This window comes from Cobetia sp. Ld8, from assembly GCF_045066615.1.
In the GTDB taxonomy this organism is placed as follows: domain Bacteria; phylum Pseudomonadota; class Gammaproteobacteria; order Pseudomonadales; family Halomonadaceae; genus Cobetia; species Cobetia amphilecti.
On sequence record NZ_JBISHF010000008.1, the window covers coordinates 649,532 to 674,426 of the forward strand.

Sequence of the window (24,895 nt, forward strand, 5' to 3'; positions counted from 1 at the left end):
CCGCCATGGCCCTGCCACGGCGGTGTCGTCGTATTCATCGCTTCATTGTGAACGCGACCCGCTCAGGATTGCGTGCCGCCGACCGTCAGCTCATCGAGCTTCAGCGTCGGCTGACCGACGCCGACGGGCACGGACTGGCCGTCCTTGCCACACACGCCGACACCGGTATCCAGCTCCAGGTCGTTGCCGATCATCGAGACGCGGCCCATGGCTTCCGGCCCGTTGCCAATCAGGGTGGCGCCCTTGACCGGCGTGGTCACCTTGCCGTCTTCGATCAGATAGGCTTCGCTGGCGGAGAACACGAAACGTCCTGAGGTGATATCGACCTGACCACCGCCGAAGCTGACCGCGTAGAGGCCACGCTTGACGCTCTTGATGATCTCCTGCGGATCGCGATCGCCACCCAGCATGTAGGTATTGGTCATGCGCGGCATCGGCAGGTGCGCGAAGGACTCACGACGCGCATTGCCCGTCGGCGCCATGCCCATCAGGCGGGCATTGAGCTTGTCCTGCATGTAACCGGTGAGGATGCCGTCCTCGATCAGCGGCGTGTACTGCCCCGGGGTGCCTTCGTCATCGACGGACAGCGAGCCGCGGCGATCGGCCAGGGTCGCATCATCGACCACGGTGACGCCGCGTGCCGCGACCTGCTCACCCATGCGGCCCGAGAAGGCAGAGCTGCCCTTGCGGTTGAAGTCACCTTCCAGACCATGACCGACCGCCTCATGCAGCAGCACGCCCGGCCAGCCATTGCCCAGCACCACCGGCATCTGACCGGCCGGTGCATCGATGGCCTCGAGATTGACCAGCGCCTGGCGCACGGCTTCACGCGCGTAACGCTCGGCGACATTCTCATCGCGCAGACGGGTCAGCGGGAAACGACCACCGCCACCGGCACTGCCACGCTCGCGACGGCCATTGCGCACCGCGATCACGCTGATGTTGAAACGCACCAGCGGACGCAGGTCCGCGGCGAGGGTGCCATCGCTGGCACGCACCATCACCACCTCGTAAAGCGCCGACAGCGAGGCCGATACCTGACTGATGGACGGGTCAAGGCTGCGCGCGATGCGGTCCGCTTCCTTGAGCATCGCGACCTTGTCCTCGGCGCTCAGGCCATTCAGCGGGTCGATGCCCGCATAGAAGGACGGTGCCTCGGTGATGATCGAGCGCGCGACCGTGCCGCTGCTGCCGCTGCGCGAGATACCCGCTGCAGTACGGCCAGTGTCGGCAAGCGCGGCGGCATCGATCTGATTGGAATACGCGAAGCCGGTCTTTTCCCCCGCCAGTGAGCGTACGCCCACGCCGCCATCGATGTTGTAGCTGGCGTCCTTGACGACGCCGTCTTCCAGCACCCAGCTCTCCTGCCAGATACGCTGGAAGTAGAGGTCGGCATAGTCGGTGCCCGGGCCCATGGCATGTGCCAGGCCAGCATCCAGATCATCCAGGCTGAGCCCGCCCGGGGTCAGCAACAGGGCCGCGGCATCGTCGAGCACGCGACCGGAACTCGCATTTTGCGTCATTCGGCACTTTCCAGAGTAATGTTCGGGTCGCCCCAGGGGCCTGATACCCGATAGTGAATTTGCGTCACCTTGTCGATGAAGCGGCCGAAGATCTTGTCGGCCACGAACAGCGCCCCGCCCACGGCGGGCGCGCCTGCCAGCACGGCGGCCAGCGGAAGGTTCTGGCTGACCGGCACCGTGATGGCCATGCGTTGATCAAGGGTACCGCGAAGCAGATCGACCTGCCCGTTGAGTGTCACGGTGGTGGACGGCGCCTCGATACGCAAGGGGCCATCGCTTTCCAGCCGCCCATCGAAGAGCGTCGCTGCGCCGCGCACCTTGTCGAAGGCCGTCCCCTTGTCGGTGACGTCAGAGAAGTCCAGCGACAGGCGGCGCAGCAGGTTATCCACATTGACCAGCCCCAGCAGGCGGGCGGAGGTCGAGCCCAGATTCAGGAAGCGTCCGTCATCCAGCTTGATCTCGACGCGACCATTGGAGCGCGACAGGGCAAAGTCCTGCGGCGCGCCGGGCCAGGCCAGCTTGACCTCGGCCCGGGCGCGGTCCGCCTCGATGCCGCGCGGCTGGGAGAGACGCTCGAGCAACCCGCCCAGGTCACTGCCATCGGCGGACAGGCGAGCGCGCGTCAGACTGTTGGTGCCGGCATCCTCCCAGGTGATGTTGCCCACCGCGGTGATCTTGCCCAGCGTGATGGAGAGCGGCAACACCACCAGCTGCTGGCTGTCGGCGGTCCAGTCGGCACTGATCGGCCCCAGCTGCTGATCGCGCCAGATGAGGTGTGCCAGACGCAGACTGCCCGCGGGCAGGTCGGCAAGCTCAGCGGGATACGGCGTCGGCTCGATGCCGACATCGATAGCCTCGGTAAAGTTGCCTGGCGCACTGGCGGTCTGCGTCTCCTGCTCGGCATCCGCGGGCCACAGGGCATCGAGATTCAGGGTGTCCAGGTCCAGAATCAGCGGTCGCGCGGCGCCTGACTGCCACACCAGCTCGCCACTGGCGAGCTGACCATCCAGCGTCGCGGCCAGCCCCAGCCCTTGCTGCTGCGAGCTCTGGCGCGGCGCGGCCTCGAGCGTCATCGGCCCCGTACACCGGGACTGGATCATCAGGCAATCGGTGGCAACGCGCAGGCGTGACAAGGCACGCAGGGGGTCGCTCTGCTCAGCGTCGCTGCCCCCATCACTCGCGCTGCCATCACCGGAGAGCGCTCCCGCCCACGACTTCCAGAGCTCGGGGGCGAGGGTCGGCGTGCGCCAGGCGATGTCCCAGCCGGTCTGGGTGGGCCACTGCGGGTCACTCGGCCAACGCTCCAGCCACAGCTGCCCCGTCATCGGCACCGTACTGCCATCGTCACGCGTATTGCCGCCTTTCCAGCGTGCACGGGCGCGATTGTCGAGGCGAACATCGCCGCCACCCTCCGCGAGCCCGATATCCACCGCCAGCGGAGCCGCCTGATCGCGCGTCTTGCCAAAGGGTGCCGGCAGATTGATGGCGACTCCCTTGAGGTCACTCGAGAGCGCCAGACTGGCGCCGTCATCCGGCAGCATCAGGCGCGCCTGGTAGTTGAACTCGCCGCCCAGCGCGCGCGGGCTCTCGCCGTCCTGCAAGGCGGCCCGGGTGTTCTCGGCGGCATCGCCGATCAGGTGCTCGGGCGCGCCCAGCCAGCTCAGCACCGGTGCCAATGGCGCCTTGCCATCGAAGGTGATCGCGCCCTTGCTGCTTGAATCTGCCTGTCCGATGTAGAGCGCCGCCTTGACCGCACCGCCGAACAACTTGCCGGAGAGATTGCCGGCCAACTGTTCACGGCGCCCCTCGGGGCGGGATGGGTCATGCACGAACTCGAGTGGCCCGCGAATGCCCTCAACCTCGATGCCCGGCCCCGGGAAGGCCAGCGTCGCCGCCTGGCGCTCGCCGACCTTGCCCGCCGCCGTGATGCGCGTCTGCTCGGCGTCCTCCAGCGGCACGCGGATATCCATCGTCGCATCCACCGAGCCCTTGCCCTGCCATTCGGCGATCAGCGCTGCGGTATCCTCGAGCGGCGCATGCGAGAGCAGGTCGAACAGCGCCTCGACGCTGCCGGTCACATCACCCTGAATCTTCAAGGTGTTGTCCTGCATGTCGACGTCGGCCTGACGCACCGCCAGGGGCGCTGCACTGCCCAGCGCCGTGGCCGGCTGAGAGTGCGCCGCCGCGACCGTGGCACTCAGCGTATTGTCATGCAGCGCGAGGTTGCCCTTCACGCCCTCCAGCGCAGGCCAGCCCTCGGCATAACCGAGTCGCCCATCCTCAATGGCCAGCTCAAGGTCCATCGAATCGCCGGGGCCATAGCCATTTTCACCATTGTCGTCATCCCACACCTGAGTGAGATGCAGGCTGCCCTCGGGGACCTGCCCCGCGACATCGCGTGTCAACCACTCGCTCAGCGCCGGGTCCAGCACCTTCATCGGCAACCAGGAGGCCAGCGGAATGCTGCGGGCGTTCACGTCGCGCATCTCGAGATCCAGCTGGAAGCGATCATGGTCCTGTGCGGGAATCTGCAGGCCGAAGCCGCCCGTCACATCGGCGCCAGCGCGCTGGATATGCAGGTCATGCCCCGAGACGCTGCTGCCACTGTCATCGACCTTGACCTCGACCACTCCGTCGGCAGCCTCGAGCTGCCAGCCGTCGCCGAAGACCTCGGGGAAGTGGAAGCGCATGCCCTGGTCACCGCGAAACGCGATCCGGCTCGCGATGCCACCCTCATCAAGACTCTGCGCGGTGACCCAGGCCGCCAGGGGTCCGAGCCCCGGGGCACCCTGCCAGGGTTCCACCTCGGCGCCGGTGAGGCCCAGCGCCAGCTTCATGGTCAGCGGGGCATCGAGGCCAATCCCGGCCAGCGACAGGGAGAGGCCAGTGGCCGTGCCACGCGGATCGAGAGACTCGAGCACATTGCCCAGCTCGCCGAGCGCCAGCACATTGCGCCAACGTGCCACCTTCTCCAGATCGAAACTGCTGGTGACCAGCGACACGCTGCCCTCGGCGAGATCCCCCGACAGCGAAATACGCTCTGGCAGACTGGCAAGCGCCGCGGAGACTTCTGGCGATGACGCCGCTTGCGGCGCTTGGCCGTCACTATCTGCCACCGAAGCGTCGGCCGCCGGAGTGCCGGCCACCGGGGCGTCATCGAGTTGCGAGGCGCCGACCGAGATCTGATTGAGCCAGGCCTGCCAGCGATCACTGCCCGCCAGGTCGCGCAGCCACTGGCCACGCGCATGAATGTCCTTGAGCGCCAGCTGGGCGCCATGGTGATCCAGCGTCAGGCGATTGAGATCAAGACGCAGACGAGCATCTTCCAGTCGCGCGTCACGCCAGCGCGCCCACAGCGTCGCGTTGCCATCGGCGTCGCGCAGCATCAGGCTGTCGCGCTCGCCCATCAGGCGCCCGACACTCGCCAGCGCACCGGCGTCCAGCTCCACCTGCAGCTGGGCCGAGTAGTCGGCGAGGCCGTCATCTCCCGGCAGCACCTCCAGCACGGCGCTGACACCGGCCTGAGGCGATTCCCCGACCCGCAACTGGCCTTCCAGATGCGCGCGATCGCCTTCTCCCGACAGCAGCAGCTCGGCGGCATTCAGGTTGAGGGTATCGTTGCGACCATGCAGCACCAGACGCACGTCCTCGAGCCGCACACGCTGACGCGCCAAAAGCGCCAGCCCCTGCTCCGTCTGCGCAAGGCTCATCTGTCCTTCGGGTTCGAGCGCTTCGGGAGGACGCGGCGGCCCTGGCCAGCCCCAGCTGCCATCTTCGCGCTGGTACAGATGCACGATGACGCCGGTGGCGGTGGCGCGATCAAAGACAGGCGCCAGATGGCGCAGGGAGGAAAGTACATCGAGACGGGTTTCCAGATGCGACACGCTCAACAGCGGCGCCGCCTGCATCTCGTTGGGTCGAAAGAGGTTGAGACCCGACAGCTTGATGGCCGGATCAAGGTGATCCATGCGGCCCTCAAGCGATGACATCCCCACATTGGAGTGGGTCTGGGTGGCAATGAAGTCACTGATGGACTCACTGCGCGAATCCAACGTGGTCAACCACCAGCGCAGGCCCCCGATCAGGATGGCCAGCACCGCCAGCAGCACCGCGAGCGCCATCAGCAGCCCGCGCGCCCAGCGCCGCCCACGCGAGGGTGGCGCTGGCGTCGCAGCTGACGAAGACGGGGCGTCTTCGACGCCCTCCTGCGCCGCCTCTTGCGAGGTAGAACGTGCCGCCTCTGGTGAGGTAGAACGGGTCACTGGTGGTTCTCCGAACAGGACAGACTCACGATGTGGATAACGCGACTCCCGGCTTCATCGCAGGCGCGGCGGCTGACAGATCACATGAGCACAATATCGTACTGCTCCTGGGTGTAATGCGCCTCGACCTGGAAGCGGATGGTCTTGCCGATGAAGCTCTCGAGGTCCGCCACGGCCGCGGATTCCTCGTCCAGCAGGCGATCGACCACGTTCTGCGAGGCCAGCACCATGTAGGTATCCGGGCTGTAGGCGCGCTCTTCGCGCATGATCTCGCGGAAGATCTCGTAGCAGACCGTCTCCGGCGTCTTGAGGGTGCCGCGCCCCTGACAGGTCGGGCAGGCCTCGCACAGCACCTGTTCCAGACTCTCGCGCGTGCGCTTGCGCGTCAGTTGCACCAGGCCCAGCTCGGTCACGCCGGTCATCTTGTTCTTGGCATGATCACGCTCCAGCGACTTCTCGAGCACTCGCAGCACCTGGCGCTGGTGCTCGGTCTCTTCCATGTCGATGAAGTCGATGATGATGATGCCGCCGAGATTGCGCAGCCGCAGCTGGCGCGCGATGGCGGTCGCCGCCTCGAGATTGGTCTTGAAGATGGTCTCTTCGAGGTTGCGATGACCGACGAACCCCCCGGTGTTGACGTCGATGGTGGTCATCGCCTCGGTCTGGTCGATCACCAGATAGCCGCCACTCTTGAGCTGCACCTTGCGGCCCATCGCCTTGTGCAGCTCATCCTCGACACTGAACAGATCGAAGATCGGCCGCTCGCCGGGGTAATACTCGATGCGCCCTTCCATGTCCGGCATGAACTCGCTGGCGAACTCCTTGAGCCGAATGAAGTTCTCGCGCGAGTCGATGCGCACGCGCTCGATCTCGTCACGCATCACGTCGCGCAGCGTGCGCATGAACAGCGGCAGATCATCATAGATCACGCTGGGCACGGCGGCGGTCAGGCGACGCTCGCTGACCTTGCGCCACAGGCGCAGCAGGAAGTGCATGTCCTGCTTGAGCTCGGCCTCGCTGATGCCTTCGGCCGCCGTGCGCAGAATGAAGCCGCCGGGCGCTTCCGGGTCCAGCGCCGTCAGGCACTGCTCGGTGAGCTCCTTGAGGCGGTCACGCTCGGCATCGCTCTCGATGCGCTGCGACACGCCGGTATGCGGCGAGTCCGGCATGTAGACCAGGTAGCGTGACGGCACCGACAGATGCGTGGTCAGCCGGGCGCCCTTGGTGCCGATGGGGTCCTTGGTGACCTGCACCACCAGTGGCTGGCCTTCGCTGAGCAGCTCGCGGATCGAGAGCTGCTCATCATGCGGCGTGTGCGCCGGCATGACTTCCTGGGCATGGATGAAGGCGGCCCGTTCGAGACCGATGTCGATGAAGGCCGCCTGCATGCCGGGCAACACTCTCACCACCTTGCCACGGTAGATGTTGCCGACGATGCCGCGTCGCCCGCTGCGTTCGATGAAGGCTTCCTGCAGGACACCGTTCTCGACCACCGCCACGCGGGTCTCCATCGGTGTCAGGTTGATCAATACCTCGCCGCTCATAGCGCAAGTCCTTGTAAAGTCGTTGCTTGCGATTATGACATAGCAAGGGAGCCCCCGGCTGTGATCTATCGACTAAGGATTTCCTGCAACGGGTATTTTGTGCCACGCACGCAAGCCATCGTCCATCACGATGGCGCTGGAGTGCTGTCTCGACACCCGACTGACGCAGTGCGGAACATCCCCCCGTCAGAGCGGTTGCCACGGCTGAACGCCCGCCTTGCTCAGAAGCTCTGCGGTCTCATGCAGCGGCAGTCCGACCACTGCGCTGTAACTGCCCTCTAGATGACTGACGAAGACGGCGCCGAGCCCCTGGATGGCGTAGCCACCTGCCTTGTCAGCCGGCTCACCGGTCGCCCAGTAGCGCGCAGCCTCCTCAGGGGTGATGGTGCGGAAAGTCACGCGGCTCTCGACCAGCTCGCTCGCGCAGCGCATGTCGCGCCCGGCGTCGCCATGACACAGCGCCACGCCACTGAGCACCTGATGGCTGCGCCCCGACAGGCTGAGCAGCATCTCGCGCGCATCGGCCTCATCGCGCGGCTTGCCGAGAATGCGTCCATCCAGTGCCAGCGCGGTATCCGCGCCGAGCACTCGCCGCCCCGCCGTCTGGCCTGCCGTCCGCTGCGCCAGGGCCGCGAAGCCGGCCTGCGCCTTCTCCCGCGCCAGACGCAGCACGTAATGCTCCGGCGACTCATTGGCCTGCGGCGTCTCATCGATATCCACCGGCGCCACCTCACACTGGATGCCGATACTGGCCAGCAGGTCGCGACGACGCGGCGACCCCGAGGCCAGAATCAATTCCGCATGAGCAGCGCCCTGTTGATCAGTGCCCTGTTCATCAGTGCCCTGTTGAGCAATGCCCTGAGGCCTTACTTTGCGCTGCCCCGCGGCGTCAGAGTTCGCAAAGAGTGAGGAAGTGGGGCTTTCGGTATCAGGTGTGGATGGCCTGGAAGTGGATGACCTGGAAGTGGACGACATGGAAGACCTCGTGAAGAGAAACATGGCTGACAAGTACCAGAAAGCCGCCCGTAGGCGGCTTTTGGAAGCTCATAAGAAGCGCTATCGACGTGCCAGTGGCACTCAGGCCGCGACCCGCCGACGCAGCATCTGCAGCAGGGTATAGAGCCACGGCCACAGTGCGCCACCGATGACCGCCGAGAGCAGGAACGACAGGCTGACGGGGCCGGCACCGAACAGGCTGCGCAGCCATTGATCCAGCAACTGCGCGATGCCCAGCACCACGATCACCAGCAACGCCTGCTGCAACAGTGAATAGGCGCGAATGCGCTGATAGAGCAGCACACCCATGAAGGCCGTCAACGACAGTACCAGGGCGTTGTGCCCCAGCGGTGCGCCCTGCAGGACATCCAGCGCCAGCCCGAACAGGAAGCCGTGGAAGACTCCGACACTCTGCGGCGAGACGATGCACCAGTAGACCAGCATCAGACCCAGCCACTGGGGCCGCCAGATCAGCCATACATCCGGCAATGGCATGACCTGCAGACACAGCGCCAGCAGCAGCGAGAACCAGCACAGCAAGGTGGTCTGGGGACGAAAGGCCATCAGTTGTTCTCCCCGGCAGCATCGGTGGGTGCCTGAGCGTCTGCCGCATCCTCGGCGGAGCCTTGTGCGGCGTCGTCACCTTCAGGTTTGGGCGCCGCCAGGTTGTCACGCGGCAACTCATCGAGGCTGTCATCGACATACAGGTTGTCGGTATCCACCGGCGGCGGCATCTGAATCAGGAAGTTGCGCGAGCGCTCCAGCTGCGCGATGGGCTCGGCACTCACGCGGGCGAACGGCTTGCCGGGATCATGATAGACCTCGGTGACACGTGCCACCGGCAGGCCGCGCGGAAAGCGCAGCGCCAGTCCGGAAGTCACCAGCAGATCACCGACACGAATATCGGCGGTATCCGGCACATGCAGCACATCGACCTGGTCGATCTTGCCACTGCCCTGGGCGATGAAGCGCAGACCATTGCGATTGATCTCCACCGGCACGGCGTGACTGGCATCACTGATCATCAGCACGCGACTGTTGTAGGCCGAGGTGGAGATGACCTGGCCGACGAGGCCATAGGCATCGAGCACCGGCAAGCCGATGCGCACGCCATCCTGCTCGCCGCGGTCCACCACCATGCGGTGGGAGAACGGGTCAGCATCGAGGGTCAGCAATTGGGAGGTGATATAGGGGATATCGCTACGCTGCCCGGCATTGAGCAATTCGCGCAGGCGCGTATTCTCGGAGGTCAGGCTCGCCATGCGTTGCACACGGCTGGACAGATTGAGCAGCTGTTCGCGCAGCGCGCGATTCTCGTCGGCCAGCTCCTGCTGGTCGGCAAACACCAGCGCGCCCCAGCTGATGCCTTCCGTCGGCAAGCTGACGACCCACTGCACGGGCGATACCAGCGTCGCCATGCTGGCGCGCACATCGACCATCCAGCTGAAGCGATCTTCGGCAAACATCAGCGCGAGTGACAGCACCGCGCACAACAGCATGCGGTAGCCGGGCACGGGGCCACGCGTGAACAGGGGTTTGATAGCACTTCCTCCGACAGGCCGGGACCAGCCGTACAGCACACAGCATGCCCGGCCCCGGACGAGGTCAATCGCTCGACAGCAGCTCGAAGGTGTGCTGATCGATCATTTCCAGCGCCTTGCCACCGCCACGCGCCACGCAGGTCAGCGGGTCTTCGGCGATGATCACCGGCAGGCCCGTCTCTTCCGCGATCAGCTTGTCGATGTCACGCAGCAGCGCACCACCACCGGTCAGCACCAGGCCGCGCTCGGCGATGTCGGAGGCCAGCTCCGGCGGAGACTGCTCGAGCGCGCTCTTGACCACCGAGACGATGGCCGCCAGCGGTTCCTGCAGCGCATCGAGGATCTCGTGGGAGTTGAGCGTGAAGGAACGCGGAATGCCCTCGGCCAGGTTGCGGCCGCGCACGTCGATCTCGCGCAGCTCGCCACCCGGGTAGGCACAACCGATCTCTTCCTTGATGCGCTCGGCCGTCGCCTCACCGATCAGGCTGCCGTAATGGCGACGCACATAGGAGGTGATGGCTTCGTCGAAGCGGTCACCGCCGATACGCACGGATTCGGAATAGACCACGCCGTTGAGCGAGATGATGGCGATTTCAGTGGTACCACCACCGATATCGACCACCATGGAGCCCATCGCCTCTTCCACCGGCAGGCCCGCACCGATCGCGGCAGCCATCGGCTCCTCGATCAGGTAGACCTCACGCGCGCCGGCCCCTTCGGCCGATTCCTTGATGGCGCGACGCTCGACCTGGGTCGACATGCACGGCACACACACCAGCACACGAGGGCTGGGTGTCAGGAAGGTGCTCTGATGCACCTTGCGGATGAAATGCTGGAGCATCTGTTCGGTAACGGTGAAGTCGGCGATGACGCCGTCCTTCATCGGACGGATGGCCGTGATATTGCCGGGGGTACGCCCCAGCATGCGCTTGGCATCGGCACCGACGGCCGCCACACTGCGGGCATTCCCGGACTGGCGAATGGCCACGACTGAGGGCTCGTCGAGCACGATACCGCGACCGCGCACATAAATAAGCGTGTTGGCAGTACCCAGATCGATCGACAGATCGCTCGAGAACAGCCCACGTAAACGTTTAAACATGGAAGTTGATCACCTAGTCCAGACCGGAACCCTGTGCAGACGCGAACGGTACCATTGCCACCCCATGGCGGCAAGCTGACACGCCTGCCAGAGCGACGCAGATGTGGTACATTTCACGCCGAATCACACTGTAACGGCGCATTCGGCGACAGATTGCTCCATCGCTGCAAAGCGCGCTGTTTTACAGGGTAACGGGCATCGGGTTTGCCGGGACACCACAATTTTCGAATTCGGCCTTTCGCGTACCTTGCGCCAGCCGATTCCGCGTGGTCGTCTCCGACTCCTGCCGTCACCTCAAGCCTCTCGAAGCCAAGACAGGGAAACTTCAATGGCCCTTGAACATTCAGATGTGCTGCGTGCCGCTCACCTCGCACGCCTGGGTCTTGCCTCGCAGGATGCCGAAGCCTACGTCGAGGATCTCGACCGGATTCTCGCCATGGTCGACCAGCTGCAACAGGTCGATACCGACGGCGTCGCACCGCTGGCGCACCCGCTGGAAGCCACGCAACGCCTGCGCGCGGACGAAGTCACCGAATCGAATCAGCGCGAGCGTTTTCAGCAGGTGGCCCCGGCCACAGAGCAGGGTCTGTATCTGGTTCCGCGCGTCGTCGAGTGATCTCGCCTGGCAGGTCGCTCACGCATCGTGACCGGCTGCCATCGGATACCACGTCACGCGGCACGCCCCGTCCGCCCCGGAATTTCTGCGGACGATGCCCGGCGCATCGTCTGCACTGATGGAATCGAACATGTCATCGTCCATTGCACTACATGACAAGACGCTCAGTGAGCTGGCGCAAGGCCTGGAGGCCGGCGAATACACCAGCCGCGAGCTGACGGAAGCCTTCCTGGCCCGTATCGAACGCCTCGACGGCGAGCTCAACAGCTACATCACCCTGTGCCGCGAAGACGCGCTGCGTGATGCGGATGCCGCCGATGCGCGCCGTGCCGCTGGCAATGCCGCCGCGCTGACCGGCGTACCGATGGCCATCAAGGACATCTTCTGCACCGAAGGTGTGCGCACCAGCTGCGGTTCGAAGATGCTCGACAACTTCGTCGCGCCCTACGACGCCACCGTGATCGAGAAGCTCAAGGCCGAAGGCGTGGTGATTCTCGGCAAGACCAACCTCGATGAGTTCGCGATGGGCTCCTCGAACGAGAACAGCCACTACGGCGCCGTCAAGAACCCGTGGGATCTGTCCGCCGTCCCGGGTGGCAGCTCCGGTGGCAGTGCCGCCGCCGTCGCCGCAGGCCTTGCGCCGGCCGCCCTGGGCACCGACACCGGCGGTTCCATCCGCCAGCCGGCCGCCTTCTGTGGCATCACCGGCCTCAAGCCGACCTACGGTCGCGTCTCGCGCTACGGCATGATCGCCTACGCCTCCAGTCTCGATCAGGGCGGCCCGATGGCCCGCTCCGCCGAAGACTGCGCGCGCCTGATGAACGTGATCGCCGGCGCCGACCCGCGCGACTCCACCAGCGTGGTGCGTGGCGTGCCGGATTACGTCGAAGGACTGGACTACAACCTCAAGGGGCTGAAGATCGGCCTGCCGAAGGAATACTTCGGCGAAGGCCTGTCCGAGGAAGTCGAAGCTTCCGTGCGTGCCGCGATCAAGGTCTTCGAGGATGCCGGTGCCAGCGTGCAGGAAATCTCGCTGCCGCATACCCACCTGGCCATCCCGACCTACTACGTGATCGCGCCGGCCGAGGCCTCCTCCAACCTGTCGCGTTACGACGGCGTGCGTTTCGGCCATCGCTGCAAGGACCCGCAGGACCTGGAAGACCTCTACAAGCGCACCCGCGAGGAAGGCTTCGGCGACGAGGTGAAGCGTCGCATCATCATCGGCACGCACACCCTGTCCGAAGGCTTCTTCGATGCCTACTACATCAAGGCCCAGAAGGTGCGTCGCCTGATCCGCCAGGACTTCCTCGATGCCTTCGACCAGGTCGATGTACTGATGGGCCCGGCGGCACCGACCCCGGCGTTCGATCTCGGCGCGCACAAGGACCCGCTGTCCATGTACCTGCAGGATCTCTACACCATCGCCATCAACCTGGCGGGCATTCCGGGCATCAGCGTGCCGGCCGGCCTGGCAGGCAAGCGCCCGGTGGGCCTGCAGATCCTCGGCCCGCACTTCGGTGAGCAGACCCTGCTGGGCGTCGCGCACCAGTTCCAGCAAATCACCGACTGGCACCGCCAGCGCCCGGAATTCGGACAGGAGCAAGCCTGATGCAATGGGAAGTCGTAATCGGGCTTGAGGTTCACGCTCAGCTCGCCACCCAGTCAAAGATCTTCTCCGGCTCATCCACCACCTACGGTGCCGAGCCCAACACCCAGGCCAGCGCCGTGGACCTCGGCCTGCCGGGCACCCTGCCGGTGCTCAACGAGCAGGCCGTGGCCATGGCCGTGCGCTTCGGCCTCGCCGTCGATGCCGCCGTTGCCGGTCGTTCGGTGTTCGAGCGCAAGAACTACTTCTACCCGGATCTGCCCAAGGGCTACCAGACCAGCCAGATGGATCAGCCCATCGTCGGTCCTGGCGTGCTCGAGATCCTTCTGGAAGATGGCACGCGCAAGTCGATCCGCATCCACCACGCCCACCTCGAGGAAGATGCCGGCAAGTCGCTGCACGAAGACTTCCAGGGCATGACCGGTATCGACCTCAACCGTGCCGGCACACCGCTGCTGGAAATCGTCTCCGAGCCGGACATGCGTTCCGCCAAGGAAGCGGTGGCCTACGTGAAGGCGATCCACGCCATCGTCACCTACCTGGGCATCTCCGACGGCAACATGGCCGAAGGTTCCCTGCGTTGCGACGTCAACGTCTCGGTGCGCCCCAAGGGCCAGGAAGCCTTCGGCACCCGCGCGGAGATCAAGAACGTCAACTCCTTCCGCTTCATCGAGCGTGCCATCCACTTCGAGGTGGAGCGTCAGATCGAGCTGATCGAGGACGGTGGCAAGGTCGTGCAGGAAACCCGCCTGTATGATCCGGACGCCGACGAGACGCGCAGCATGCGCACCAAGGAAGAAGCCAACGATTACCGCTACTTCCCGTGCCCGGACCTGCTGCCGGTGGAAGTGGACGAGGCCTACATCGAACACCTGCGCCAGACCCTGCCGGAACTGCCGGCCGAGAAACGCGCGCGTTTCGAAAGCGAACTGGGCCTGTCCGCCTATGACGCCAGCGTGCTGTCCGCCAGCCGCGAGATGGCCGACTTCTTCGAGGAAGTGAAGGATGTCTGCGGCGACGCCAAGCAGGCCGCCAACTGGGTGCAGGGCGAGCTGGCCGGTCGTCTCAACAAGGAAAACCTCGACATCACCGTCAGCCCGGTCTCCGCGGCCCAGTTGGGCGGCCTGATCAAGCGCATCGTCGATGAAACCATCAACGGCAAGGCCGCCAAGCAGGTGTTCGCCGCACTGTGGGATGACGAAGGCAAGAGCGCCGACGAGATCATCGAGTCGCGCGGCCTCAAGCAGGTCACCGACACCGGTGCCATCGAAGCCGTGGTCGATCAGGTGATCGCCGACAACCCGGCCCAGGTGACCCAGTATCAGGAAGCCGAGCCGGACAAGCGTGGCAAGATGATCGGCTTCTTCGTCGGTCAGGTGATGAAGGCCTCGCGCGGCACTGCCAATCCGCAACAGGTCAACAAGGTGCTGAAAGACAAGCTGGATAGTCTCAGCTGAGCCTGTCCATCAGTCGCTGAATGAAAAAAGCCCCCACCGTCATCACGACGCTGGGGGCTTTTTCATGCTCTATCGAACGGCAATCAACAACCGCCTATGCAGGCTCACGACCGCCACACACCTGACAGCCGGGGTCGCGCTTGAGGCCCATGCGGCGCCATTCACCGCTCAGGCCATCGAAGGTGGCAAGGCCGCGATGCACGCTGCCGGCACCGCTGATCAGCTTGAGCGCTTCCAATGCCTGGAAGGCGCCGATGATGCCGACCAGCGGCGCGATGACCCCGCTTTCGGCACAGGTCAGCTCTTCATCGCCCAGCTCATCCGGCGGATACAGGCAGCCATAACACGGCGCCTGTGGCTCACGGCGATCGAACACCGCCAGCTGGCCGGAGAAGCGTATCGCCGCGCCGGACACCAGCGGGGTGCCCGCTGCCACGCAGGCGGCGTTGATCGGGAAGCGTGAGCTGAAGCGATCAGTGCAATCGAGCACCACGTCTGCGGCGGCCACCTGCTCGGACAGCGCCTCACCCTGCAGGCGCTCTGACAACGCGATCACCTCGGTATCGGGATTGATCGCCAACAGCGAGGCGGCGAGTGATTGCGCCTTGGGCTGATCGATGTCGGCGTCACCATGGGCGATCTGGCGCTGCAGATTGGACAACTCGACGTGGTCATCATCGGCCACCACCAGGGTGCCGATGCCCGCGGCTGCCAGATAGAGCGCTGCCGGGCAACCCAGACCACCCGCCCCGATCACCAGAACCCGCGCCACCAACAGGCGCTGCTGCCCGGCGATGTCGACCTGAGGGAGCAGGATCTGGCGCGAGTAGCGCAGCAATTGCGAATCTTGCATGGGAGAAAAGCCGCCTATCGGTAAATGAAGTGAGAAGCCACGAGCCCTGCCCGACAACAACAGGGCTTGCCATTACTTGGCATCCAGCTCCTCGATATCGGGCACATGCAGCGAGAACTGCTCCTTGACCTCTTCCATCACCACATAACTCTTGGATTCCTTGACGCCCGGCAGCGTCAGCACCACATCGCCGAGCAACTGACGATAGGCGGACATTTCCGGAATCCGGCACTTGAGGATGTAGTCGAACTGACCGGAGACCAGATGACATTCCTGGATCTGCGGCAGCTTGGAGACGGCGCGGCGGAACTCATCGAACACCGACGGCGACTGCGTCTCGAGACTGATCTCGACGAAGACCAACAGATTGGCCTTGAGCGCCTTGGGGTCGAGCACCGCCTTGTAACCGCGGATGACGCCGGCACGCTCGAGGCGTTTGACGCGCTCCAGGCACGGCGTGGTGGAAAGGCCGACTTCCGAGGCGAGGTCGACATAGGAGATACGGGCATTCTCTTGCAGGCAACGCAGAATCTTGAGGTCGATGCGGTCCAGAGAGCGTGATTTTGCTTTCATTGTAATAGTTTTCCCAGCAGGGTGACTTGCAGCAGGATCATCCGTGCTCCTGGCTTCCGTGCAGTCAGGCCGTCGGATAACAAGGGGGTTATCAGATGACCATGCCAATCATGCAGGTTCATTACTATCATACCCGGCCAACAGGGGATACGCCTTCACTGGCGGTACTGTGACGAGGATTCCACGCAGACTCCACTGAAAACGGTGGAATGCACTACAGGGGTGCCAAGCGCGAGGATGTCAGCGGGGAGCACGCACGGGCACCGCTACCCGGCGCCCGGCGATCATCAGGCCAGCTTGCCCAGCGTGATGCGTTCGCGCCCGCCCAGGTCTTCCAGGGTCTCGACGTCGACGAAGCCGCCGGCACGCAGTGCCTCGCGCACTTCATTGCCTTGGGTAAGGCCATGTTCCAGCATCAGGTGGCCGCCTGCGGCCAGGTGCTGCGGCGCAGTGGCGATCAGATGCAGGAAGTCCGCCAGCCCTGCCTCGGCCGCGACCAGCGCCGAGCGCGGCTCGAAGCGCACATCGCCCAGCGCGAGATGCGGGTCATCATCGGCCAGATAAGGGGGGTTGGCGGTAATCAGCGCAAAGCCGCTCTCGATAACGGCACTGAACCAGTCACTTTGGCGGAATTCGGCATTGGCGATCGCCAGACGCTCGGCATTGCCGCGTGCAAGCTGCACGGCCTCCTCGATGAGATCGACCCCCAGCACCTGCCACTGCGGGCGATGACGCGCAAAGGCCAGCGCGATGGCACCGGTGCCGGTGCCGAGATCCAGCAGCTTGCCGCTGGTGGCCTCGGCCAGTTCCAGCGCGCACTCCACCATGACCTCGGTGTCCGGGCGCGGAATCAGCGTGGCCGGCGAACAGGCCAGCGTCAGGCCATAGAACTCACGCCGCCCGAGCAGATGCGCCACGGGATGACCCTCGGCGCGACGCGCCAGCAGCGCCTCGAAACGTGCCACGCCCTCGGCGCCGGCCTCGCTCTCGAGATCACGATCGCCCCAGGTGTAGAACCAGGTGCGCTCTCGTCCCATTACCTCGCCCAGCAGCAGCTCGGCATCCAGACGCGGAGAATCGCTGCCCGCCTCGCTCAGACGGGCAGTCGCGGCTGCCAGGGTGACATCGATTCTCACCTTATTGCTCCTGCAGTGCGGTCAGCTGATCGGCCTGGTATTCCACCACCAGCGGCTCGATCACTTCGTCCAGCTGGCCGGCGATCACTTCATTGAGCTTGTAGAGCGTCAGGTTGATGCGGTGATCGGTCAGACGCCCCTGCGGGAAGTTGTAGGTGCGGATGCGCTCGGAGCGATCCCCGGAGCCGACCAGCTTGCGACGGGCATCGGAGGTGGCCTGTGCCTGGGTGTCCACCGCGGCCTGCTTGAGGCGCGCCGCCAGCAGTGACATGGCGCGCGCACGGTTCTTGTGCTGGCTGCGCTCATCCTGACACTCCACCACCACGCCGGTGGGCAGGTGGGTGATGCGAATCGCGGAGTCGGTAGTATTGACGTGCTGACCACCGGCGCCGGAGCTGCGATAGGTATCCACGCGCAGGTCGGCCGGATTGATGTCGACGTCGCCGACTTCATCGGCCTCGGGCATCACCGCCACGGTGCAGGCCGAGGTATGGATACGCCCCTGGGATTCGGTGGCGGGCACGCGCTGTACGCGGTGCGCGCCGGACTCGAACTTGAGGCGCGAGTAGACGCCCTCGCCCTTCACGCGGGCGATGACTTCCTTGAAGCCGCCGTGCTCGCCGTGGCTGGCGCTGACGGTCTCGACCTTCCAGCCCTTGAGCTCGGCGTAGCGCGAATACATCTTGAACAGGTCACCGGCGAACAGCGCCGCCTCGTCACCGCCCGTACCGGCGCGCACCTCGAGGAAGACGTTGGCGCCATCATCCGGGTCACGCGGAATCAGCAGCTGGGTGATCTCGGCTTCCAGCGTCTCGAGCGCCGCATCGGTATCGCGGACTTCCTCACGCGCCATGTCGCGCATCTCGGGATCACTGTCCTCCGCCATCGCCAGCGCGGCGTCACGGTCTTCGTTCAGGCCGCGATGGCGGCGCCATGCCTCGATCAATGGCTCAAGCTCGGCATACTCCCGCGACAGGTCGCGGAACCTGGCCTGGTTCCCGATCACTTCGGGCTCCGACAACAGTGCGGAGATCTCCTCGAAGCGGTCATGGAAGGTGTCGAGCTTGGTGATGAGGCTGTCTTTCATGAAGGGTCCTGTGATGAATCAGCCGGCGCGAGCAGAAGCGTCTGGGCCGTCTGAAGAATATCCTGGCGATCGTCTCCCGAGGCCTGGCGCAGTGCCAGCGTCGGGTGATGCATGAAGCGATTGGCCAGCTGGCGTGCCAGCTGCGCGACCACTTCCTGGGGGTCGCGTCCCTGATCGAGCTCCGCCAGCGCCTGCGCCTCGCATTCGGCGCGCAGTTGCTCGCCATGGCTGCGGTAGCGCTTGATGACTTCGCCGCCACTGCGCACCCGCTTGAGGTGCAACCAGGCGTTGACGCCCTGGCGAATCAGCTCTTCTGCCTGAGCAGCGGCCAGCTCGCGGTGGCGACGATTCTCGTCGATCACTTCCTGCAGGTCATCGACCGTATAGAGGAAGACGTCGTCGAGGTCGCCGACCTGCGGCTCGATATCGCGCGGCACGGCGATGTCGACCATGAACACCGGCTTGTAGCGGCGCTTCTTGAGTGCGCGTTCCACCATGCCCTTGCCGAGAATCGGCAGCTGGGAAGCGGTGGAGGCTATCACGATATCGGCATTCTCGAGGGCATGCGGAATGCCTTCCAGGCCGATGGCGCTCCCGCCCAGCTCATCGGCCAGACGCTCGGCGCGCGACACGGTGCGGTTGGCGATGCACAGGTTGGCGATGCCCGCTTCCTTGAGATGGCGCGCGACGAGCTCGATGGTCTCGCCGGCACCGATCAACAAGGCGTTGGCCCGCGAGAAGTCATCGAAGATGTGGCTGGCCATGCTGACGGCGGCGTAGGCCACCGAGACGGGGTTCTCGCCGATACCGGTCTCGGTACGTACCTGCTTGGCGACCTGGAAGATATGCTGGAAGAGCTGCTCGAGCTCACCGCCCAGCCCCACCGAGTTGCGCGCGAATTGATAGGCGTCCTTGAGCTGGCCCAGAATCTGCGGCTCGCCCAGTACCATCGAGTCCAGCCCCACCGCGACACGGATCAGGTGGCGTACCGCCTCTTCTCCCAGGTGCTGATAGCTGCAACGCGACAGCTCCTCCACCGGCAGGCGATGAAAACGCCCCAGCCACTCGAGCACCGACTTGGCGCCATCGCTGGTCACGCAGTACAGCTCGGTACGGTTGCAGGTCGACAGCACCGCCGCTTCGGAGACCGCCGGCAGGCGCTTCAATTCGCCCAGCGCGGCATCGAGCTGCGCAGGCGTGAAAGCAACGCGCTCGCGCACGTCAACGGCGGCGGTGCGGTGATTGATGCCAAGGGCAAGAAGGGTCATGGAGTCAGTCGTCAGGGTCTGGCCGGCAGGAATCGGCGTCAATGTCAGGCGGCTCTTGGTGCTGGTCTGCCGCGCGGCCAAGGCCAGGACAGCAGGTAATCCGCGCAGGCTCGGTGCCTTTACACCTGTCGACTCAAATGGGGACAAAGGCGGCTGACATAAAGGCACGCAGGGCTGCCGAAGCGGCTGAGATCGTAATATTAGCGCGCTCATTCTACCACAGCGTCTGTACCACGCGACCCCGCAGCATGTCGCAGCCGATGAGGATTTTCCATGATGATGGCAGGCTATCGCTATCAGCCCGCGCGGCGTCTCTGTCGGCATACGAGGCATCCGGTGGGTCATGCCACTTCCTCGCGTCGGCAACGCTATCCCCGCTCGCCACCAGCCGTTATGCTGCGAGACACGACGCCTTCGTCAGCGCCACGCTGCGCGCATGACCCGGCCTGCGGCTCGACCGCCCCGATCCCTCATCCTGCTCCCACTGACAAACGCGAGGTTGCATGCACGCTTCGACTGCCGCTGAACATAGCCCCCCGCACGCGTACGCCATCCTTGATGCCCCCCGTCGCCCGCGCGGCGGGTGGAAGTCCTGCGTCGTGGGCGGGTTGCTGCTGGGCATGACCGGCTGTCAGTCGATGAGCGACTCCGCGCCCCTGATGGCGCAGCCCGACCCGCTGGCCACGGCGCCGCCCATCCAGCAGGGTCTGGATGCCGACAGCCTCAATCAGCTGCTGAGCGCCGAACTCGCCGGACAGCGCGGTGACTATCCTCGCGCCGCCAATGGCTACCTGGCCGCCAGCCGTCACTTCGATGACCCGGAACTGGCGCGACGCGCCGTGCTCGCGGCCCGTTTCGCCGACAACCCGGCTCTGCTGGAGCGCGCCGCCGAACGCTGGCAGCAACTCGATGAGTCCGCCAGCGAGCCCGGCATCATCCGCGCGCGCCTGGCGGTCGAGCGAGGCGACTGGCAGGCCGCGCTCGAGCAGCGCCTGATGCTCACCGCCAGTGGCGGCAATGGCAATCTGGCGACCCTGGCCGAGCAGGCGATCGATGCCGGTGCCGAACTCGAACCCCTGCTGGCGATGCTGGAGACGCATATCGCCCAGTATCCCGAGCAGCCGATGCCCGAAATTGCCGCGGCACTGTTCGAGGCAGCGCTGGGCAATGAGACACAGGCGCGTGCACGCTTGGTGCGCCTGGAAAGTGCCCACGCCACGCTGGCGGAGCTATGGCTGGCGCGCAGCGAGATCGAACGCAGTGCGGGGCGCCTCGAGGCGGCGCGGCGTGCGGTGGCCCAAGGCCTAGAGATCGCTCCCGATGACAGCCGCCTGATCCTCAGCGCCGCGCAGACCGAACTGGCCAGCGGCGATCTGGACGCCGCACGCGAGCGTATCGACAGCCTCATCACCCGCCATCCCAACGCACCACGCCTGCGCCTGGCGCTGGCCAGCCTCTATCTTGATGCCGATTCCCCCGAGGACGCCCATCGCCTGCTGCTGCCGCTGCTCGACGAAGACCCGGTGCCGGACGCCGCCTATGCCCTGCTGGGGCTGGCCGCCGAGTCCAGCGGCGATGTAGACAACGCCATCCTTTACTACCGTCAGGTGCCGGACGGCGAGCGCTACATTTCCAGCCGCGCCCGCGCCGCCCAGTTGCTGGTCGAACACGAGCGCACGGACGAGGCCCGTCAGTTCCTGGCCGTGGAACGCCTGCGCCATCCGCGTCATGCCATGACGCTGCTCAGCTTCGAGATCGACCTGCTCGACTCCCAGGAGGCGCATGCCGAGGCCGACGCCCTGCTGAGCAGTAGCATCACCACGCGCCGCAAGGCGCTCAAGCAAGCCATCGCCGCCCAAAAGACCGACACGCGCAACACGCTGGAAAGCGAGCTGGGCAGCCTGTTGTTCCTGCGCGGCATCCGCCGTCTGGAAGATGATCAGCTGGGCGGCATGGAAGAAGACCTGCGGGAAGTCATCGCGCTGGAGCCCGACAACGCCAGCGCCTACAACGCGCTCGGCTACACCCTGCTGGTGGAGACGGACCGCCTCGAGGAAGCACTGGCCCTGATCGAGCGCGCCCATGCGCTGTCGCCCGACGACGCGGCCATTCTGGATAGCCTCGGCTGGGGCCGCTATCTGACCGACGACCTCGACAATGCGCTGGCACCGCTGGAAGCCGCCTGGGCCCAGCAGCAGGATGCCGAGATCGGCGCCCATCTCATCGAGGTGTTGTGGGCGCTGGGCCGCGAGGATGAAGCCCGTGGTCTGGCGGTAGAGCTGAGCGAGCGCTTTGAAGAAGCCAGCGAGCTCGAAGCCCTGTTCCAGCACATCCCCGAGCTACGCCCGGTCGTCGACGCGCCCTGAAGGGCACTGCCACGCTACCCGGCACTTTCTGCCCACTGGCGAGTCCATTATCCTGACCCGTCAGTGTGTGGAGTCTCACTCACCGTCACTCATCTTCTCGCCATCCGGAAGGCCTTCGCGTCATGATCACTTCTCCCCTGTCACTTCCCCTGCTGAGCCAGGCACGTCGTCTGCTCGGGCCAGCCCTGCTGGCCATGACACTGGTACTCAGCGGCTGCGCCAGCCAGATGGCCAGCGACAATGCCGGTGACCTGACGCGCAGCGACGGCGACTGGCAGCAACAGGACGCGCAACTTGCCGCCCTGATCCACTGGCAGCTGGCAGGCAAGGTCGGCATTCGCACTCCCGAGGAAGGCCACAGCGCCAACCTCGACTGGCAGCAGGACGGCGATGACTACCACATGCTGATCACCGGCCCGCTGGGTGCGGGGCGCACGACCCTGGTGCGCGACGCCGATGGTGTGCGCCTTTCCTCCTCCGAGGGTGACTTCGAGGCCCCGGATGCCGAGAGCCTGATGCTGGCGCAACTGGGCTGGTCATTGCCGCTGGGCGCCCTCGACAACTGGGTGCGCGGCGTACCGGCCGCTGGCGAACATGACCTCGAGACAGATCAACTTGGCTTCCCGACCACCCTCTACCAGGACGGCTGGGAAGTGGACTATCAGGATTGGACCCGTGCCGAAGGCCTGTGGCTGCCGCGCAAGATGAAGCTCTACTACGGCGACCTCACCGCCACGCTCATCGTCAACCAGTGGCAGGCGCTGTGATCGTGACACCTTCTCCTTCTTCCATGACGACCCCGACAGCCGCATCCGCATCGACCATAACTCTCACCCTGCCCGCTCCGGCCAAGCTCAACCGCATGCTGCATATCACGGGCCAGCGTGCCGATGGCTATCACGAGCTGCAGACGCTGTTCCAGTTTCTCGAGCACGGCGACAGCCTCAGCTTCACGCTGCGCGACGATGAGGCCATCCGCCTCTCGCCAGCCATTGACGGTGTGCCCGAAGAGGCCAACCTGATCGTGCGCGCCGCGCGCCTGCTGCGAGAAGCCGCACACGCGCAGGGCAAGGTCGCGTCACCCACCGCATTGCCCGGTGTCGATATCACGCTGGAGAAAGTGCTGCCGATGGGTGGCGGCCTGGGGGGCGGCAGCAGCGACGCCGCCACGACCCTGCTGGCGCTGGACAGACTCTGGGGGCTCGAGCTTGGCGAAGACGCCCTCGCCGAGCTCGGCCTGTCGCTCGGCGCGGATGTGCCGGTGTTCGTGCGTGGCTTCGCCGCCTGGGCCGAAGGCATCGGTGAACGCCTGGTGCCAGCCCCGCTGGACACCCCATGGTTCGTGGTGATCCACCCCGGCGTCGAGGTCGCGACACCCGCCGTGTTCGGCCACCCGCAATTGACACGTTCCAGCCTCGCGATTAGTATGGCGCGCGCACTGCAGGGGGGCCGCAACGACTGTGAAGTCGTGGTGCGCACTTTGTACCCGGCAGTCGCCGACGCCCTGGACTGGCTGGACCAGTTCGGCACCGCCAGACTGACGGGCACCGGCGCCTGTGTGTTCTGTGCGTTTGACGACGCACGACAGGCCAGCGAGGTGCTGGGTCGACTCGAACTCGAGCGCCCGATGTGGCACGCCTTCTCGGCACGCGGTTGCAATATCTCCCCTCTACATGCCGCTCTGGCTTCGGCCTGAGCACAGCAACTGGTTGAAGTGAACGTTGCTGGGGTATCGCCAAGTGGTAAGGCACCGGTTTCTGGTACCGACATTCCCAGGTTCGAATCCTGGTACCCCAGCCAATCCTGGCCGTTCCCGGTCAACCCGGAATTCTCCACTCCCGAGATCCCACAAGACTCCAAAGGTGGCTGCGCGTGTCAAAACTGATGGTATTCGCGGGGAATGCCAATCCCGCTCTCGCCCGCAAGGTAGCTGAAGCCCTCGATACCCGCCTGGGCCATGCAACCGTCGGTCAGTTCAGCGATGGCGAGATTGCGGTAGAAATCAACGAAAACGTTCGCGGCAAGGACGTCTTCATCATGCAGTCCACCTGCGCACCGACCAACGACAACCTGATGGAGCTGATCCTGATGGTGGACGCGTTGCGTCGTGCGTCTGCGGCGCGTATCACTGCGGTCGTTCCCTACTTCGGTTACGCCCGTCAGGACCGCCGCGTGCGCTCTGCTCGCGTGCCGATCTCGGCGAAGGTGGTCGCGGACATGATGGTCAAGGCTGGCGTCAATCGCGTCATGACCATGGACCTGCATGCCGATCAGATCCAGGGCTTCTTCGATGTGCCGGTGGACAACGTCTACGGCTCACCGATCCTGCTCGACGACATCGAACGTCAGAACTATGACAACCTGATCGTCGTCTCCCCGGATGTGGGCGGCGTGGTACGTGCCCGTGCCATCGCCAAGCAGCTCAACTGCGAGCTGGCCATCATCGACAAGCGTCGTCCCCAGGCCAACCAGGCCCAGGTGATGAACATCATCGGTGATATCAAGGACCGCACCTGCGTGCTGGTCGATGACATGATCGATACCGCCGGCACCCTGTGCAAGGCGGGCGAGGCACTCAAGGATCATGGCGCCAACCGCGTCGTGGCCTATGCGTCCCACGCGATCCTGTCCGGCCCGGCGGTCGACAACATCACCAACTCCGTCCTCGACGAAGTGGTGGTTGCCGACACCATCCCGCTGTCCGACGCCGCGCGTCGTTCCGGCAAGATCCGCCAGCTGACAGTCGCTGGCCTGATCGCCGAGGCGATCCGTCGCGTCAGCAATGAAGAATCCGTCAGCGCCATGTTCCACTGAGTCCTGTCGGCGGGCCCTGCTCGCCGCTGCTCGGGGAAGAGGCACTGACAACGGCAGATGATCCGTCATCTGCCGACAAGCGGCCGGCCCGGAAATCTCCGGGCCGGCCTCATGGATCCGGTAGCGCTCTGGTCGCGGGGGCTACCGGATT

The 24,895-nt window shown here is 65.1% G+C and carries 19 protein-coding genes and 1 tRNA gene; 8 read left to right on the forward strand and 12 right to left on the reverse strand.

From position 1 onward, the window contains the following. Positions 1 to 62 precede the first annotated feature (62 nt). The 7 genes from tldD to ACJJV2_RS13785 form a co-directional block, all read right to left on the reverse strand. Complete coding sequence (tldD, locus tag ACJJV2_RS13755) at positions 63 to 1,523, reverse strand: metalloprotease TldD (protein ID WP_166019164.1); 1,461 nt, start codon at positions 1,521 to 1,523, stop codon at positions 63 to 65. Beyond that, on the reverse strand, positions 1,520 to 5,785 hold the full coding sequence (locus ACJJV2_RS13760; protein WP_405281706.1) for a YhdP family protein: 4,266 nt from the start codon (positions 5,783 to 5,785) through the stop codon (positions 1,520 to 1,522). Before ACJJV2_RS13760 ends, tldD begins: the two co-directional genes overlap by 4 nt. Before the next feature lie 80 nt (positions 5,786 to 5,865). Beyond that, the gene (gene rng, locus ACJJV2_RS13765; RefSeq protein WP_043332570.1) at positions 5,866 to 7,329 is read right to left on the reverse strand and encodes a ribonuclease G; all 1,464 of its coding nucleotides are present in this window, start codon (positions 7,327 to 7,329) and stop codon (positions 5,866 to 5,868) included. Between the two features lie 186 nt (positions 7,330 to 7,515). Beyond that, on the reverse strand, positions 7,516 to 8,124 hold the full coding sequence (locus ACJJV2_RS13770; protein WP_225996462.1) for a nucleoside triphosphate pyrophosphatase: 609 nt from the start codon (positions 8,122 to 8,124) through the stop codon (positions 7,516 to 7,518). Positions 8,125 to 8,406: 282 nt separating this feature from the next. After that, on the reverse strand, positions 8,407 to 8,889 hold the full coding sequence (gene mreD / locus ACJJV2_RS13775) for a rod shape-determining protein MreD (protein ID WP_043332574.1): 483 nt from the start codon (positions 8,887 to 8,889) through the stop codon (positions 8,407 to 8,409). Next, positions 8,889 to 9,866 (reverse strand): rod shape-determining protein MreC, encoded by a 978-nt coding sequence (gene mreC, locus ACJJV2_RS13780; protein WP_405282229.1) that lies wholly within the window; start codon positions 9,864 to 9,866, stop codon positions 8,889 to 8,891. The genes mreD and mreC overlap by 1 nt, the downstream gene beginning before the upstream one ends. Before the next feature lie 64 nt (positions 9,867 to 9,930). Beyond that, positions 9,931 to 10,968 carry a rod shape-determining protein gene (locus ACJJV2_RS13785; RefSeq protein ID WP_043332576.1) on the reverse strand — a complete coding sequence of 346 codons (1,038 nt, stop codon included), beginning with the start codon at positions 10,966 to 10,968 and terminating at the stop codon, positions 9,931 to 9,933. 328 nt (positions 10,969 to 11,296) lie between these two features. On the opposite strand from ACJJV2_RS13785, the gene gatC reads away from it, so the two are divergent. From gatC to gatB, 3 genes are all read left to right on the forward strand, one after another. Continuing rightward, positions 11,297 to 11,584 carry an Asp-tRNA(Asn)/Glu-tRNA(Gln) amidotransferase subunit GatC gene (gene gatC / locus ACJJV2_RS13790; RefSeq protein WP_054555110.1) on the forward strand — a complete coding sequence of 96 codons (288 nt, stop codon included), beginning with the start codon at positions 11,297 to 11,299 and terminating at the stop codon, positions 11,582 to 11,584. A gap of 130 nt (positions 11,585 to 11,714) precedes the next feature. Next, entirely contained in the window at positions 11,715 to 13,193 is a 1,479-nt protein-coding gene (gene gatA, locus ACJJV2_RS13795) for an Asp-tRNA(Asn)/Glu-tRNA(Gln) amidotransferase subunit GatA (RefSeq protein ID WP_153635165.1), read from the forward strand. Next, positions 13,193 to 14,647, forward strand: a complete 1,455-nt coding sequence (gene gatB, locus ACJJV2_RS13800; RefSeq protein ID WP_405281712.1) for an Asp-tRNA(Asn)/Glu-tRNA(Gln) amidotransferase subunit GatB — start codon at positions 13,193 to 13,195, stop codon at positions 14,645 to 14,647. Before gatA ends, gatB begins: the two co-directional genes overlap by 1 nt. A 94-nt stretch (positions 14,648 to 14,741) precedes the next feature. Here the strand turns inward: gatB and ACJJV2_RS13805 are convergent, their stop codons facing one another. The 5 genes from ACJJV2_RS13805 to hemA all read right to left on the reverse strand — a co-directional run bounded on the left by ACJJV2_RS13805 (position 14,742) and on the right by hemA (position 19,564). Continuing rightward, positions 14,742 to 15,500: a HesA/MoeB/ThiF family protein gene (locus tag ACJJV2_RS13805; RefSeq protein ID WP_405281715.1), complete on the reverse strand. Its 759-nt coding sequence runs from the start codon at positions 15,498 to 15,500 to the stop codon at positions 14,742 to 14,744. 72 nt (positions 15,501 to 15,572) lie between these two features. After that, positions 15,573 to 16,073: an Lrp/AsnC ligand binding domain-containing protein gene (locus ACJJV2_RS13810; protein ID WP_043335877.1), complete on the reverse strand. Its 501-nt coding sequence runs from the start codon at positions 16,071 to 16,073 to the stop codon at positions 15,573 to 15,575. Positions 16,074 to 16,360: 287 nt separating this feature from the next. Continuing rightward, on the reverse strand, positions 16,361 to 17,209 hold the full coding sequence (prmC, locus tag ACJJV2_RS13815) for a peptide chain release factor N(5)-glutamine methyltransferase (protein ID WP_405281719.1): 849 nt from the start codon (positions 17,207 to 17,209) through the stop codon (positions 16,361 to 16,363). Between the two features lies 1 nt (position 17,210). Continuing rightward, entirely contained in the window at positions 17,211 to 18,296 is a 1,086-nt protein-coding gene (prfA, locus tag ACJJV2_RS13820) for a peptide chain release factor 1 (RefSeq protein ID WP_043335881.1), read from the reverse strand. Next, positions 18,293 to 19,564, reverse strand: coding sequence for a glutamyl-tRNA reductase (gene hemA, locus ACJJV2_RS13825; RefSeq protein WP_192838326.1), 1,272 nt, complete (start codon positions 19,562 to 19,564; stop codon positions 18,293 to 18,295). The genes prfA and hemA overlap by 4 nt, the downstream gene beginning before the upstream one ends. 599 nt (positions 19,565 to 20,163) lie before the next feature. On the opposite strand from hemA, the gene ACJJV2_RS13830 reads away from it, so the two are divergent. The 5 genes from ACJJV2_RS13830 to ACJJV2_RS13850 all read left to right on the forward strand — a co-directional run bounded on the left by ACJJV2_RS13830 (position 20,164) and on the right by ACJJV2_RS13850 (position 24,744). Continuing rightward, positions 20,164 to 21,930: a tetratricopeptide repeat protein gene (locus ACJJV2_RS13830; protein ID WP_405281724.1), complete on the forward strand. Its 1,767-nt coding sequence runs from the start codon at positions 20,164 to 20,166 to the stop codon at positions 21,928 to 21,930. A 122-nt stretch (positions 21,931 to 22,052) separates the two neighbouring features. Further along, positions 22,053 to 22,697, forward strand: a complete 645-nt coding sequence (gene lolB, locus ACJJV2_RS13835; protein WP_043335890.1) for a lipoprotein insertase outer membrane protein LolB — start codon at positions 22,053 to 22,055, stop codon at positions 22,695 to 22,697. Positions 22,698 to 22,792: 95 nt separating this feature from the next. Then, on the forward strand, positions 22,793 to 23,626 hold the full coding sequence (gene ispE, locus ACJJV2_RS13840) for a 4-(cytidine 5'-diphospho)-2-C-methyl-D-erythritol kinase (protein ID WP_405281728.1): 834 nt from the start codon (positions 22,793 to 22,795) through the stop codon (positions 23,624 to 23,626). 29 nt (positions 23,627 to 23,655) lie between these two features. Next, positions 23,656 to 23,730: transfer RNA gene (locus tag ACJJV2_RS13845), tRNA-Gln, on the forward strand. Positions 23,731 to 23,802: 72 nt separating this feature from the next. Continuing rightward, the gene (locus ACJJV2_RS13850; RefSeq protein WP_172978614.1) at positions 23,803 to 24,744 is read left to right on the forward strand and encodes a ribose-phosphate pyrophosphokinase; all 942 of its coding nucleotides are present in this window, start codon (positions 23,803 to 23,805) and stop codon (positions 24,742 to 24,744) included. Positions 24,745 to 24,895: the final 151 nt, after the last annotated feature.

Excerpts from the sequence above, each read along its gene's own strand:
- tldD (WP_166019164.1), bottom strand. The coding sequence starts at position 1,523 with ATGACGCAAAATGCGAGTTCCGGTCGCGTGCTCGACGATGCCGCGGCC.
- rng (WP_043332570.1), bottom strand. The coding sequence starts at position 7,329 with ATGAGCGGCGAGGTATTGATCAACCTGACACCGATGGAGACCCGCGTG.
- mreD (WP_043332574.1), bottom strand. The coding sequence starts at position 8,889 with ATGGCCTTTCGTCCCCAGACCACCTTGCTGTGCTGGTTCTCGCTGCTG.
- ACJJV2_RS13785 (WP_043332576.1), bottom strand. The coding sequence starts at position 10,968 with ATGTTTAAACGTTTACGTGGGCTGTTCTCGAGCGATCTGTCGATCGAT.
- gatC (WP_054555110.1), top strand. The coding sequence starts at position 11,297 with ATGGCCCTTGAACATTCAGATGTGCTGCGTGCCGCTCACCTCGCACGC.
- gatA (WP_153635165.1), top strand. The coding sequence starts at position 11,715 with ATGTCATCGTCCATTGCACTACATGACAAGACGCTCAGTGAGCTGGCG.
- gatB (WP_405281712.1), top strand. The coding sequence starts at position 13,193 with ATGCAATGGGAAGTCGTAATCGGGCTTGAGGTTCACGCTCAGCTCGCC.
- ACJJV2_RS13805 (WP_405281715.1), bottom strand. The coding sequence starts at position 15,500 with ATGCAAGATTCGCAATTGCTGCGCTACTCGCGCCAGATCCTGCTCCCT.
- ACJJV2_RS13810 (WP_043335877.1), bottom strand. The coding sequence starts at position 16,073 with ATGAAAGCAAAATCACGCTCTCTGGACCGCATCGACCTCAAGATTCTG.
- prfA (WP_043335881.1), bottom strand. The coding sequence starts at position 18,296 with ATGAAAGACAGCCTCATCACCAAGCTCGACACCTTCCATGACCGCTTC.
- hemA (WP_192838326.1), bottom strand. The coding sequence starts at position 19,564 with ATGACCCTTCTTGCCCTTGGCATCAATCACCGCACCGCCGCCGTTGAC.
- lolB (WP_043335890.1), top strand. The coding sequence starts at position 22,053 with ATGATCACTTCTCCCCTGTCACTTCCCCTGCTGAGCCAGGCACGTCGT.
- ispE (WP_405281728.1), top strand. The coding sequence starts at position 22,793 with ATGCTGCATATCACGGGCCAGCGTGCCGATGGCTATCACGAGCTGCAG.